14 protein-coding genes are annotated in these 12,239 nt (G+C 66.2%); 7 read left to right on the top strand and 7 right to left on the bottom strand.

The features are described from left to right. The first annotated feature begins 19 nt into the window (after positions 1-19). The 7 genes from DA1_RS01850 (at position 20) to DA1_RS01820 (ending at position 5,944) form a co-directional block, all read left to right on the top strand. The gene (locus DA1_RS01850; RefSeq protein ID WP_034396540.1) at positions 20-718 is read left to right on the top strand and encodes an IPTL-CTERM sorting domain-containing protein; all 699 of its coding nucleotides are present in this window, start codon (positions 20-22) and stop codon (positions 716-718) included. A gap of 9 nt (positions 719-727) precedes the next feature. Further along, entirely contained in the window at positions 728-1,813 is a 1,086-nt protein-coding gene (locus DA1_RS31465; RefSeq protein WP_197485527.1) for a collagen-like protein, read from the top strand. A 169-nt stretch (positions 1,814-1,982) separates the two neighbouring features. After that, positions 1,983-3,092, top strand: coding sequence for a glycosyltransferase (locus DA1_RS01840; RefSeq protein WP_051940948.1), 1,110 nt, complete (start codon positions 1,983-1,985; stop codon positions 3,090-3,092). A gap of 26 nt (positions 3,093-3,118) precedes the next feature. Further along, positions 3,119-4,186 carry a PLP-dependent cysteine synthase family protein gene (locus DA1_RS01835; protein WP_034396563.1) on the top strand — a complete coding sequence of 356 codons (1,068 nt, stop codon included), beginning with the start codon at positions 3,119-3,121 and terminating at the stop codon, positions 4,184-4,186. A 3-nt stretch (positions 4,187-4,189) separates the two neighbouring features. Next, positions 4,190-5,314, top strand: coding sequence for a lipocalin-like domain-containing protein (locus DA1_RS01830; RefSeq protein WP_034396565.1), 1,125 nt, complete (start codon positions 4,190-4,192; stop codon positions 5,312-5,314). A 70-nt stretch (positions 5,315-5,384) separates the two neighbouring features. Beyond that, the gene (locus DA1_RS01825; RefSeq protein ID WP_012206957.1) at positions 5,385-5,618 is read left to right on the top strand and encodes a type II toxin-antitoxin system ParD family antitoxin; all 234 of its coding nucleotides are present in this window, start codon (positions 5,385-5,387) and stop codon (positions 5,616-5,618) included. Then, positions 5,615-5,944: a type II toxin-antitoxin system RelE/ParE family toxin gene (locus DA1_RS01820; RefSeq protein ID WP_012206958.1), complete on the top strand. Its 330-nt coding sequence runs from the start codon at positions 5,615-5,617 to the stop codon at positions 5,942-5,944. Before DA1_RS01825 ends, DA1_RS01820 begins: the two co-directional genes overlap by 4 nt. 72 nt (positions 5,945-6,016) lie before the next feature. Here DA1_RS01820 and DA1_RS01815 read toward each other — a convergent pair whose 3' ends face one another. From DA1_RS01815 to DA1_RS01785, 7 genes are all read right to left on the bottom strand, one after another. Further along, positions 6,017-7,015 carry a branched-chain amino acid ABC transporter permease gene (locus DA1_RS01815; protein WP_012206959.1) on the bottom strand — a complete coding sequence of 333 codons (999 nt, stop codon included), beginning with the start codon at positions 7,013-7,015 and terminating at the stop codon, positions 6,017-6,019. A gap of 27 nt (positions 7,016-7,042) precedes the next feature. Further along, entirely contained in the window at positions 7,043-7,927 is an 885-nt protein-coding gene (locus tag DA1_RS01810) for a branched-chain amino acid ABC transporter permease (RefSeq protein WP_012206960.1), read from the bottom strand. 57 nt (positions 7,928-7,984) lie between these two features. Then, a complete protein-coding gene (locus DA1_RS01805) occupies positions 7,985-9,181 on the bottom strand; it encodes an ABC transporter substrate-binding protein (RefSeq protein ID WP_012206961.1) in 1,197 nt (398 codons plus the stop codon). 99 nt (positions 9,182-9,280) lie between these two features. Further along, positions 9,281-9,991 (bottom strand): ABC transporter ATP-binding protein, encoded by a 711-nt coding sequence (locus DA1_RS01800; RefSeq protein WP_012206962.1) that lies wholly within the window; start codon positions 9,989-9,991, stop codon positions 9,281-9,283. Between the two features lies 1 nt (position 9,992). Next, positions 9,993-10,763 (bottom strand): ABC transporter ATP-binding protein, encoded by a 771-nt coding sequence (locus DA1_RS01795; protein WP_012206963.1) that lies wholly within the window; start codon positions 10,761-10,763, stop codon positions 9,993-9,995. A 614-nt stretch (positions 10,764-11,377) separates the two neighbouring features. Beyond that, complete coding sequence (locus DA1_RS01790; RefSeq protein WP_034396569.1) at positions 11,378-11,887, bottom strand: DUF1178 family protein; 510 nt, start codon at positions 11,885-11,887, stop codon at positions 11,378-11,380. A gap of 38 nt (positions 11,888-11,925) precedes the next feature. Next, positions 11,926-12,231, bottom strand: coding sequence for a DUF2818 family protein (locus DA1_RS01785; RefSeq protein ID WP_012206965.1), 306 nt, complete (start codon positions 12,229-12,231; stop codon positions 11,926-11,928). Between the last annotated feature and the right edge of the window lie 8 nt (positions 12,232-12,239).

The raw sequence follows: 12,239 nt of genomic DNA, 5'->3' as shown, positions 1-12,239 counted from the left end.
TACGCGGGAGATCGGACTCATGGCAGGTTTCGGAAAACGTTGGGCTGCGTCGCTGGCCCTGGGCACGGCGCTGTGCGGCTCGGCGTGGGGACAGATGGTCGTTCCGGCGGGAGGCAGCATCGATCTGGCCGGCGGCTCGTTCCAGCTGCCGTGCACGGCGGTCCTCATGCAGGGCGAGTTGACACTGGGCACAGGGACGTTCGACACGGGGTCCTTCAGCTTCGACACCGGCGCGACGGTCACCGGCGCCGGGGGCCAGCTCAACGTCAGCGGCGATCTCACCAGCACCGTGCCGTTGAACCTGGGCACCAGCAGCGTGGTGCTGTCGGACTCGTGCGCAGCCGGCTCCACCCTGCAACTGAGCGGCAACATCATCGTGAAGGACCTCACGCTGATCAGCACCAGCGCAACGCCTCCCACCATCGTTCTGCCGGCAGGCACCAACCTCACGGTGCTGGGCACCCTTACCCTGGGCTCTCCTGGCAGGCCGGTGGTACTGACCTCTTCCGGCCCTGGCACCGCCGTGGTGACCATGGGGCCGTCGGCGACCCTGGTCAACAGCAGCGGCAGCGTGGTGCCTGGCAATGTGCAGATCGGAGCGCCTGTGGTGACGGCTCCGGCCAGCATTCCCACGCTCAGCAACTACGGGCTGATGCTGATGAGCCTGTTGCTGGGCGGCATGGCCCTGCACCGCCAGCGCCGCAACACACGGATCTGAGGAGCGGACATGCACCAGAACCGTCGCCCTGTCCCGGCCCTGCTGCTTGCGATGTTTGCGGGCGCAGGCCTGCACACCTCCGCAGCACTCGCGGCCGATGTCTCCATCACCCTGCCAGCCAATGGCGATTTCGTGATCAAGAACTCCGTGGGCGCCGAGCGCCTGCGCGTGCAGCGTACCGGCGAGGTACTGGTGCCGGCCTTGCCGGCCGATACGGCCACCAGCAACCAGCTGCTGTGTTTTGATGGCGTCTCGGGCCAGCTCACGCATTGCGCGGCGGGCGTGGGTGGAGGTGCCACGGGAGCGACAGGCGCCACGGGGGCCACAGGTTCGACAGGTGCCATCGGTCCTGCAGGCGCCACGGGCGCAGCCGGCCCGACCGGACCCACAGGTGCCACCGGTGTCACCGGAGCAACAGGACCCACGGGCGCGGGCATCACGGGAGCGGCCGGCCCCACGGGTCCGCAGGGCATTCAGGGCACGATGGGACCGACCGGCGCCACGGGGACCGGGGAGATCGGGCCCATGGGCCCACAAGGCATCCAGGGCATACAGGGTGTCACGGGCGCCACGGGCGATGCAGGGCCCACTGGACCCACCGGCCCCGCAGGCGGGGGGGGCGTCACCCTCAGGGACAACAGCGGCGCCATATTGGGAACGTTGATCGACATGAACACGGCCAACTACAGCACCGTCGGCGTGCTTACCTCGACCCGTCATTTCTTAAGAATGCGCTTCGACGGCCGTATCCAGAACGACAACAACCTGTTCTTTCTCACGCCCGACTGCACGGGCACGCCCTACATGGCGTCAGGAGGGTCGGTGGAGGGCATCCCTCGCTTTGCCAAGACGCTGGTCTATGCCAAGGTCAACAACAAGACCTATAGCTTGAGCGGTGCCAATGCCAACGGCGTGGTGCTGTCGCAAAGCCAGACCAGCCTGGGCATTGACGTGACATCCACCGAGGACATTCTTTCGGGCGACTGCACAGTAAGTACTTCCAACCAGGCAGTGTTCCCTCTCGTCGAGACGCTTCTCAGCAACGCGGGTCTGCCGGCAAGCATCACTGCGCCGCTGCAGTTTTCGGCGCCCTGAATCGGTATGCATCCAAGCATCACAGGAACCCTGGATCGTCGCACCTGCTGCATCCACTCCCGTCGCATCCGGACCCTGTGCCCCAGTGCAGGCATGTTCAGCACAGCAGCGCAGGCCGCCGACGTGGGCACTGCCGTGACGTGCCAATAGGCTCGCGCAAAGCCACACCATGCCTGGTTCCACGCCGCGCAAACGCCCAGGCTCTGCTGCCCGCATCTGCCTGAACATGATCGTCAAGAACGAGGCCCCGGTGATCGCGCGTTGCCTGGCCTCGGTCAAGCCGTGGGTGGACCATTGGGTGATCGTGGACACGGGCTCCAGCGATGGCACGCAGGCCCTGGTGCGTGATTGCATGGCCGGCGTGCCCGGCATCCTGCATGAGCGGCCCTGGGTGGACTTCGCCCACAACCGCAACGAGGCGCTGGAGCTGGCGCGGCCGCACGGCGACTACCTGCTGTTCATCGATGCCGACGAGCAGCTGCGCGTGCCCGAAGGCTTTGCATGGCCGGCGCTGGAGGCGGACGGCTGCATGCTGTCCTGCCACATGGCGGGCACCGAATACCAGCGCAATGCGCTGATCTCCACGCGCGTGGACTGGCGCTGGGAAGGCGTGCTGCACGAGTACCTGACCGCGCCTGCGCACCAGCCCTGGCAGATGCTGGCCGGGCCGTTCATCGATGTCTCGCACGATGGTGCGCGGGCGCGTGATCCGCAGACCTACCTGCGCGACATCGCCGTGCTCGAGAAGGCCGTGCGCGAGCAGCCCGGCAACACGCGCAACGTGTTCTATCTGGCGCAAAGCCACCGCGACGCGGGCCAGATCGAGTCCAGCCTGCATTGGTACCGGCAGCGCGCCGCCATGGGCGGCTGGGCCGAGGAGCAGTGGTTTGCTCTGTTCCAGATCGGCGTGCTGCTGGAGCGCTCGGGCGCCGAACCGGCCGCCGTGCGCGAGGCCTATCTCACCGCCTATGCCGCGCGACCACAGCGGGCCGAGCCCCTGTGCGAGCTGGCGCGCTACCACCGCGAGCGGTCCGAGTTCGCCCTGGCCTGCCTCTATGCGCGCCAGGCCGCCGCGCTGCCGCGCCCGGCCGAGGACATCCTGTTCATCGACGCCCAGGTCTACGCCTGGCGCGCGCTGGACGAGCTGGCTGTCAGCGCCTTCTACACCCCGCTGCGCGACCTGGGCCGCGCCGCGCTGCAGCAGTTGCTGGCCGAACGCCGCTACCCCGCCAGCGAGCAGACACGCATCGAGGCCAACCGCCCGTTCTACGGCCTGTAGCCGCGTGGGCAGGGCAGCCTGCGACAATGGCCGCCATGCCGCACACCACCTCTTCCTGGCTGCACGAGGCCATCAACCGCATCGAGGCCGATTACCAGCGCAGTGCCGACACGCACCTGATCCCGCTGCCCCTGCCCGGCTTTGCCGGCCTGGGGATCGACCTCTACCTCAAGGACGAATCCACCCACCCCACGGGCAGCCTCAAGCACCGGCTGGCGCGCTCGCTGTTTCTCTATGCGCTGTGCAATGGCTGGGTGCATGAGGGCTCGACCATCGTCGAGGCATCGAGCGGCTCCACGGCCGTGAGCGAGGCGTATTTCGCGCGCCTGCTGGGCCTGCCTTTCGTGGCCGTGATGCCGCGCAGCACCTCGGCCGAGAAGATTGCGCTGATCGAGTTCTACGGCGGTCGCTGCCATCTCGTGGACAGCGCAGGCCAGGTCTACGACGAGGCACGCGCCGTGGCCGCGCAGACCGGCGGCCACTACATGGACCAGTTCACCTATGCCGAGCGCGCCACCGACTGGCGTGGCAACAACAATATTGCGGAGAGCATGTTCACCCAGATGCGGCGCGAGCGCCATGCCGTGCCGCGCTGGATCGTGGTGGGCGCGGGCACGGGCGGCACCAGCGCCACCATTGGCCGCTACGTGCGTTTCCAGCGCCATGCCACGGGCATCTGCGTGGCCGACCCCGAGGGCTCGGTGTTCGCCGCCTACCACCGCACGGGCGATTCCACCCTCACCGCGCCGGGCTCGCGCATCGAAGGCATAGGCCGCCCGCGCGTGGAGCCCAGCTTTGTGCGCACCCTGGTGGACCGCATGGAGGAGGTGGCGGACTGCGATTCCCTGGCCGCCATGCGCAGCCTGTCCGCATTGCTGGGCCGGCGCGTGGGGCCTTCCACGGGCACCAACTACGTGGCCATGCTCAGGCTGGCCAGCGAGATGCGCCAGCGCGGCGAGCAGGGCTCCATCCTCTCGCTGCTGTGCGATGCGGGCGAGCGCTACCTGCCCACCTACCATGATGCGGACTGGGTGATGCAGCGCATCGGCGACTGCGGGCCGGCCCAGGCGCGCATCGCGCAGTTGCAAAGCTGATCCATGATGCCCCTGCCCCGCCGCCATCTGCTGGGCCTGGCTGCAGGCCTGGGCCTGGGGGCGGCAGGACTGCCCGCCCAGGCACTGCCGCCACGCACGCTGGTCTTCCCGCGCGACCATGGCAGCCATCCCGGGCTGCGCACCGAGTGGTGGTACATCACCGGCCAGGCACGCGCGGCAGGCCGGGCCTGGGGTTTCCAGATCACCTTCTTCCGATCGCGCGTACAGGCCACGCAGGAGCTGCGCTCTGCCTTCGCGGCGCGCCAGCTGCTGTTTGCCCATGCGGCGCTGTGCGATGTGCAGGGCGCCCGCCTGCACCACGACCAGCGCATCGCGCGCGCAGGCTTTGGCATTGCCCAGGCCAGCGAGACCGATGCCGACGTGCGGCTGCAGGACTGGTCGCTGCAGCGCACCGATGAAGGCACCGGTAACGGCGAGGCCGAACGCTACACCACCCGCATACGCAGCACCGCATTCGCACTGGACCTGCGCTTCGAGACCCGCGAGCACCCGCTGCTGCAGGGCCGTGCCGGCCTCTCTCGCAAGGGGCCGGAGCCCGAGCAGGCAAGCTACTACTACAGCCGCCCGCAACTGCAGGTGAGCGGCACGCTGGAGCTGGCAGGCCAGCGCATGGAGATCGAAGCCGCGCGCGAACCCGGTGACAACCGCGCCTGGCTGGACCATGAATGGAGCCAGGCCCTGATGCACCCCGAGGCCGTGGGCTGGGACTGGATAGGCATGAACCTGTTCGACGGCGGTGCACTCACGGCCTTCCGAGTGCGCCGGGGCGATGGCAGCGCGCTGTGGGCCGGAGGCTCGCTGCGCGGCGCCGATGGCAAGGTACAGGTCTTCGCCCACGATGCCGTGCGGTTCACACCGCTGCGCCACTGGAGCAGCCCCGCCAGCGGCGCGCGCTACCCCGTGCAATGGCAGGTGGACACGCCCGCTGGCCGCTTCACCGTGAACGCCCTGGTCGATGACCAGGAGCTGGACAGCAGCGCCTCCACCGGCGCCATCTACTGGGAGGGCCTGTGCAGCCTCCAAAAGCCCACCGGCCCGGGCCAGGAGGCGCGAGCCGGTCAGGGATATCTGGAGATGACGGGCTACGCCCGGCCGCTGCAGCTATGAAAACCTCTTCAAACTGCAGTGGCTGAATGGGAATCTTGCCAATTTTTGCCAAGCGACCCACACTGGCGCCATGAGCACCATGAACATTTCCCTGCCTGACACCCTCAAGTCCTTTGTGGATGAGCAGGTCAGCCAGCGTGGCTACGGCACAAGCAGCGAGTATGTCCGCGAGCTGATCCGCAGGGATCAGGAGCGCCTGCAACTGCGCAACCTGCTGTTGGCTGGAGCGGGTTCGGCGCCGGCTGCCGCGGTGGATGCGGGCTATTTCGATGGACTGCGTGAGCGGGCGAAGGCCAGGAGGTGAAGGCCAAGGCCATCGTCCCCCGCGAGCAGGCCAACCGGGACGTCGAAGAGATACTTGCCTGGTACCTGGGCGAGGAGGCAGCAAACGCAGCCCTGGGCTTCATCGACGCGCTGGAGAAGGCCTACGCACACATAGGCCGCCACCCCGCCACAGGCTCGCTGCGCTATGCCCATGAACTCCATCTGCCCGGTCTGCGCGCCTGGCCGCTGACGCGCTACCCGTACATGGTGTTCTATGTGGAGCACGCCCATCACGTCGATGTATGGCGTGTGCTGCACGGCCAGCGGGACCTGCCGGCATGGATGCAGGAACCCGACAACGGATAAGGGCAGGCCACCAGGATCAGATGCGGTCCTGGTGGCCTGCCCTTCGCGCCGCTCGGTGCGGTCTTCAGGATCTCAAGGAGTACGCTTTTTCTGCAGCCAGGCGATCAGCTCGCCCATGATGCCCTTGCGGAACAGCAGCACGCAGACCACGAAGATCAGGCCGGTGACGATGGTCACCGACTCGCCCAGCGTGGAGAACCACTCCACGCCCGTGAGGCGCTGCAGGAAGCTGCCGAACTCGCCGATCTTGTTCTCCAGCATGACCACCACGGCCGAGCCCAGGATGGGGCCGGACAGCGTGCCCAGGCCGCCCATCAGCGTCATCAGGATCACGTGGCCGGAGGTGGTCCAGTGCACATCCGACAGCGTGGCAAAGCCCAGCACCACGGTCTTGAGCGAACCGGCCAGGCCCGTGAGCGCGGCCGAGATCACGAAGGCCAGCAGCTTGAAGCGCGCCACGTCATAGCCCAGCGAGGTCGCGCGCGGCTCGTTCTCCTTGATGGCCTTGAGCACCTGGCCGAAGGGCGAGTGGATGGTGCGCACGATCAGCAGGAAGGCCAGGACCACGATGACCAGCGTGACGTAGTACATGGTCAGGTCGCTGGTCAGGTCGATGAGGCCGAACAGCTTGCCGCGCGGTACGCCCTGCAGTCCGTCCTCGCCGCCCGTGAAGGGCGCCTGCAGGCACACGAAGAACAGCATCTGGGCCAGCGCCAGCGTGATCATCGAGAAATAAATGCCCTGGCGGCGGATGGCCAGCCAGCCGAAGATCAGCCCCAGCAGCGCGCCCCCGGCCGTGCCGGCCAGCATGGCCAGCTCGGGCGTGAAGCCCCAGCCCTTGATGGCGTAGCCCGTCACATAGGCCGCACCGCCCAGGAAGGCCGCGTGGCCGAAGGACAGCAGGCCCGTGTAGCCCAGCAGCAGGTTGAAGGCCGAGGCGAACAGTGCGAAGCACATGAGCTTCATCACGAACACCGGGTAGGCACCCAGCATGGGCGCCGCCAGCAGGCCCAGCAGCAGCAGGCCATAGCCCCAGGGGGCGATGCGTTGAACGAGAGTCTTGGATTTCATGTGGTCGGCCCCTTGTCCTCGTTCTTGTTATTTCTCTTTGCCGAACAGGCCGGCGGGGCGGATGAGCAAAACGATGACCATGATGAAGAACACCACGGTGGACGAAGCCTCGGGCCAGAAGACCTTGGTCAGGCCCTCGATCACGCCCAGGCCCAGGCCGGTGAGGATGGAGCCCATGATGGAGCCCATGCCTCCGATCACCACCACGGCGAAGACCACGATGATGAGGTTCTGCCCCATCAGCGGCGTGACCTGGTAGACGGGCGCCGCCAGCACGCCGGCAAACGCCGCCAGCGCCGCGCCGAAGGCATAGGTCAGCGTGATCATCACGGGCACGTTGACGCCGAAGGCCTCGACCAGGCGCGGGTTCTCGGTGCCCGCCCGCAGGTAGGCGCCGATGCGCGTCTTCTCGATCATGAACCAGGTGGCCACGCAGACCACGATGGAGGCCAGCACCACCCAGGCGCGGTAGTTGGGCAGGATCATGAAGCCCAGGTTGGTCGCGCCTTCCAGCAGCTCGGGCGTGTCGTAGCCCAGGCCCGAGACGCCGTAGACCGAGCGGAACAGGCCCTCGATCAGCAGCGACAGGCCCAGGGTCAGCAACAGGCCGTAGAGGTGGTCGAGCTTGTAGATCCAGCGCAATAAAAAGCGCTCGATCAGCACGCCCAGCAGGCCCACCAGCAACGGCGACAGCACCAGCATCACCCAGTAGTTGATGTTGAAGTAGCTCATGGCCATCCAGGTGACCATGGCGCCCAGCATGAACAACGCGCCGTGGGCGAAGTTGATCACGTTGAGCAGGCCGAAGATCACCGCCAGCCCCAGGCTGAGGATGGCGTAGAACGAGCCGTTGACCAGCCCCAGAAGGAGCTGGCTCATCAGGCCTGGCAGGGAAACACCAAAGATTTCCATGGGATGCAGCTGTCGTGGTTGGCCGGGTGGCGGTTGGGGGTCAGTGGCGGCGCAGCGTTACTTCCACAGCGCGCACTTGGTCTCGGCCTTGGTGGTCCAGACCTGGTCGGCGGGCAGCGTGGCCACGACCTTCAGGTAGTCCCAGGGCTTCTTGGACTCGGCGGGCTTCTTGACCTCGACCAGGTACATGTCGTGGGCGAAGGTGCCATCGGGACGGATCGAGCCCTTGCCGTAGAAGTCGTCGATGGGCGTGCTCTTGAGGTAGGCCATGACCTTGTCGGCATCCGTGGACTTCACGGCCTGCACGGCCTTGAGGTAGCTGGTCACGGCCGAGTAGTCGGCAGCCTGGATGGAGGTGGGCATGCGCTTGGTCTTGGCGAAGAAGCGCTCGCCGAACTTGCGCGTGGCATCGTTTTGGTCCCAGTACCAGCTGGTGGTGAACTGCATGCCTTCGGTGTTCTTCAGGCCCAGGCTGTGGATGTCGGTCAGGAACACCAGCAGGCCCACGGTCTTCATGCTCTTGTTGATGCCGAATTCCTTGGCGGCCTTGATGGCGTTGATGGTGTCGCCACCGGCGTTGGCCAGGCCCAGGATCTGGGCCTTGGAGGCCTGCGCCTGCAGCAGGAAGGACGAGAAGTCCGAGGCATTGAGCGGGTGCTTGACGCCGCCCACCACCTTGCCGCCCTTGGCCTTGATCACGGCCGTGGTGTCGTTCTCCAGCGCGTGGCCGAAGGCGTAGTCGGCCGTCAGGAAGAACCAGTCCTTGCCGCCGCGCTCGACCACGGCCGTACCCGTGCCCTTGGCCAGGGCCACGGTGTCATAGGCGTAGTGAACGGTGTAGGCGTTGCACTGCTCGTTGGTCAGTGCCGAGGAACCCGCGCCGCTGTTGAAGTGCACGCGCTTTTTCTCATTGGCCACCTGCGACACCGCCAGGGCCGTGCCGGAGTTGGTGCCGCTGAACACCAGCGAGATACCTTGCGTGTCCACCCACTCGCGCACCTTGGAGGCGGCGATGTCGGCCTTGTTCTGGTGGTCGGCGCTCAGCAGCTCGATGGGCTGGCCCAGCACCTTGCCGCCGAAGTCATCGATGGCCATCTGCATGGCGGTGACGGCGTTCTTGCCTTCCACATCCGCATACAGGCTGGACATGTCGGTCACGAAGCCGATCTTCACCTTCTCCTGTGCCATGGCAAGCGGGCTGGCCAGGCCGGCCGCAGCCAGCATGCACGACAGTGCGGTCAGTTTTGCTTTCATTGGTGTCTCCTTCGCGTTGATGTCTTGGGTTTTTGTCACAGGGCCATGGCAGGAATGCAGCCGGCGAGCCCCAGGCGCCGGCCACGATGGATATCCGGGTCAGACTCCGAGCAGCTCGTTGAGCACGGGCATCTTGGCCTGCAGTTCGGACGCGCCGAAACGCTCGACCACATGGCCGTGCTCGACCACGTAGAAGCGGTCGGCCAGCGGCGCCGCGAAGTGGAAGTTCTGCTCCACCATGACCACGGTGTAGCCCTTGGTGCGCAGCATGGTGATCATGCGGGCCAGCGCCTGCACGATGACGGGTGCCAGGCCTTCCGAGATTTCGTCGAGCAGCAACAGCCGCGCGCCCGTGCGCAGGATGCGCGCCACCGCCAGCATCTGCTGCTCGCCACCCGACAGGCGCGTGCCCTGGCTGTGGCGGCGCTCGGCCAGGTTGGGGAACATGGCGTAGATCTCATCCACGCTCATGCCCGGCTGGCCGGTCTTGAGCGGCGGCGGCAGCATCAGGTTCTCCTCGCACGAGAGGCTGGAGAAGATGCCGCGCTCTTCAGGGCAGTAGCCCACGCCCAGGTGGGCAATGCGGTGCGTGGGCAGGTGGATGGCCTCCACGCCGTTGATCCGGATGGAGCCCTTGCGCGCGCCCGTCAGACCCATGATGGCGCGCAGCGTGGACGTGCGGCCCGCGCCGTTGCGCCCCAGCAGCGTGACCACCTCGCCGGGCTGGACCACCAGGTCCATGCCGTGCAGCACATGGGATTCGCCGTACCAGGCCTGCAGGCCCTTGATTTCCAATGCCGGTGCAGTCATCTCAATGCGCTCCCTGCAACTGGCCGTCGGTGGTGCCCATATACGCTTCCATCACTTGCGGGTTGCGCGAAACTTCCTCGTACGGCCCCTCGGCCAGCACGGCGCCGCGCTGCAGCACCGTGATGCGGTCGGCAATGGTGGAGATCACCTTCATGTTGTGCTCCACCATGAGAATCGTGCGGCCGGCCGAGACCTTCTTGATCAGCTGGGTCACGCGGTCCACGTCTTCGTGGCCCATGCCCTGCGTGGGTTCGTCCAGCAGCATCAGCTCGGGCTCCATGGCCAGCGTGGTGGCAATCTCCAGCGCGCGCTTGCGGCCATAGGGCAGGTTGACCGTGACCTCGTCGGCCAGATCCTGCAGGCCAACTTCGGCCAGCAACTGCATGGCGCGGTCATCGAGCTGCGACAGGCTCTTCTCGCTGCGCCAGAAATGGAACTCGGTGCCCAGCTTGCGCTGCAGGCCGATGCGCACGTTCTCCAGCAGCGTGCAATGCGGGAACACGGCCGAGATCTGGAAGGACCGGATCACGCCACGGCGCGCAATCTGCGCCGGTGCTTCCCGCGTGATGTCCTCGCCATTGAAACGGATGGTGCCGGAGGTGGGCTCCAGGAACTTGGTCAGCAGATTGAAGCAGGTGGTCTTGCCTGCGCCATTGGGGCCGATCAAGGCATGGATGGAGCCACGGCGCACCGAAAGGTCCACCTTGCTCACCGCCGTAAATCCCTTGAACTCTTTGGTCAGGTTCCGGGTTTCGAGAATAACGTCGCTCATGTGCGCTTCGCCTGCTCCGTTGATGCTGCCAGCCCCCAACGCGTCGCCAGAGGCTCTGGCGGGCGTTGTGCAGGGTCGGACGCATCGTAGGCTTGCCGACGTTGTGCACCGCAGCGGGAAAACGCCTACGTAGGTGCTCCTAAGCACAGGCCCTGCCCCGCACTGCACCATGGCGCATCAAGCCTGGCCTTCGCAAACGACAGAAGCAACCACTCACACTTGAAATAATCAAGCACAGACGGGGCTGTAAGGTGCCGCGGTGGCAGGCAGGGCCTAGGGTTCTCCAGCATCTCGGCCCGGCGCGGCCCGCACGGAAGGCCAGAGCGCTTCCAAAGCGATAGCAAACTACCCTTTTTTGCGACTTACAGGGCAGCGGCCAATGTCCGCTGCCTTACGGGAAACACCCAGGTCGGCAATCTCCCTGTGGCCTGCTCAGTCACTATGCGAAAAGCCGCGGATATGCTTGAGTTTGTCGTCTCTTCAATTGAAGGACGACAAAGTCAGCTGGAGCGCTACTCAATCAATAGCAACAAGCAAAGGCCTGGCCTGGAAATTGCCGATCCATTGCAATGGGAGCAATTGTCGTCGCCAAGACAGCACGTGCCAGTCGCCACTTACTGCAGCGTTTCCTTGCTGCCTTCGGGCAAGGCCAATGGAAGGACGGCAATGCCTTCATCCAGCAATTGCATGGCCTGCTCGGGGCTGGCCTTGCCGCGGATGGCGCGCTCGTCCGTCTCGCCGTAGTGCATGCGGCGGGCTTCATCGGCGAAGCGCTCGCCCACGTCCTCGGTCTGCTGCGCCACCTGGCGCGACCATTTCAGCCAGGCGGCCTGCATGGCCTGCAGCTGCTCGCGCGCCTGGGGCGGCATGGACGGTGAGGGAACGGCTGCCGCACTGGCAGCCGAGGCGGCTGCAGCAGGCTCAGCCGCCGCAGCCGGGGGCGTGGCTGCTGGCTTGGCGCCAAGATTGATGCGGGGGGCGCTCAGTCGCTTGGTGATGTCGCTGTGGCCGCAGACGGGGCACAGCACCAGCTGGCGTTGCAGCTGGCCCTGGAAATCATCTTCCGAGGCGAACCAGCCCTCGAACAGATGGCCGTGCGGGCAATGCAGGTCGAGCACTTTCATCACGCACCCCCACCCATGAGACAACCGGCACCGCAGCTTCAGCCGCGGCGGTGAATCAGGAAACGATAGACGAAACCGGGGAAGGCCAGCGTCAGGAACAACGCTCCCGTGACGGCATAGAACTCCCAGCCCTGGGGCGCGATCTGCCCCACACGGCGCTCCAGCAGCAGCGCCACGCCGCCGACGATGAAGTACAGCAGCACCATCTCCAGCAGGCACATGGCCAGCGGCTTGCGCTGGGCGCGCAGCGGCCCCAGCTGCAGCCAGCGGGCGTTGAAGAAAGGCAAATTGGCTGCCACAAGGGCAGCCAATATCACGAGCCAGATCGAAGCGGTTTGCGACAAGCCGATGT

Source organism: Delftia acidovorans NBRC 14950 (assembly GCF_001598795.1).
Lineage (GTDB): Bacteria > Pseudomonadota > Gammaproteobacteria > Burkholderiales > Burkholderiaceae_C > Comamonas > Comamonas acidovorans.
Note: the sequence above shows the minus strand (reverse complement) of the source record. Positions and strands in the feature narration are given on the sequence as shown.

What these genes read in the sequence shown, in the direction of transcription:
- DA1_RS01850 (WP_034396540.1), top strand. Translation starts at nt 20, where the DNA reads ATGGCAGGTTTCGGAAAACGTTGGGCTGCGTCGCTGGCCCTGGGCACG.
- DA1_RS31465 (WP_197485527.1), top strand. Translation starts at nt 728, where the DNA reads ATGCACCAGAACCGTCGCCCTGTCCCGGCCCTGCTGCTTGCGATGTTT.
- DA1_RS01840 (WP_051940948.1), top strand. Translation starts at nt 1,983, where the DNA reads ATGCCTGGTTCCACGCCGCGCAAACGCCCAGGCTCTGCTGCCCGCATC.
- DA1_RS01835 (WP_034396563.1), top strand. Translation starts at nt 3,119, where the DNA reads ATGGCCGCCATGCCGCACACCACCTCTTCCTGGCTGCACGAGGCCATC.
- DA1_RS01830 (WP_034396565.1), top strand. Translation starts at nt 4,190, where the DNA reads ATGATGCCCCTGCCCCGCCGCCATCTGCTGGGCCTGGCTGCAGGCCTG.
- DA1_RS01825 (WP_012206957.1), top strand. Translation starts at nt 5,385, where the DNA reads ATGAGCACCATGAACATTTCCCTGCCTGACACCCTCAAGTCCTTTGTG.
- DA1_RS01815 (WP_012206959.1), bottom strand. Translation starts at nt 7,015, where the DNA reads ATGAAATCCAAGACTCTCGTTCAACGCATCGCCCCCTGGGGCTATGGC.
- DA1_RS01810 (WP_012206960.1), bottom strand. Translation starts at nt 7,927, where the DNA reads ATGGAAATCTTTGGTGTTTCCCTGCCAGGCCTGATGAGCCAGCTCCTT.
- DA1_RS01805 (WP_012206961.1), bottom strand. Translation starts at nt 9,181, where the DNA reads ATGAAAGCAAAACTGACCGCACTGTCGTGCATGCTGGCTGCGGCCGGC.
- DA1_RS01800 (WP_012206962.1), bottom strand. Translation starts at nt 9,991, where the DNA reads ATGACTGCACCGGCATTGGAAATCAAGGGCCTGCAGGCCTGGTACGGC.
- DA1_RS01795 (WP_012206963.1), bottom strand. Translation starts at nt 10,763, where the DNA reads ATGAGCGACGTTATTCTCGAAACCCGGAACCTGACCAAAGAGTTCAAG.
- DA1_RS01790 (WP_034396569.1), bottom strand. Translation starts at nt 11,887, where the DNA reads ATGAAAGTGCTCGACCTGCATTGCCCGCACGGCCATCTGTTCGAGGGC.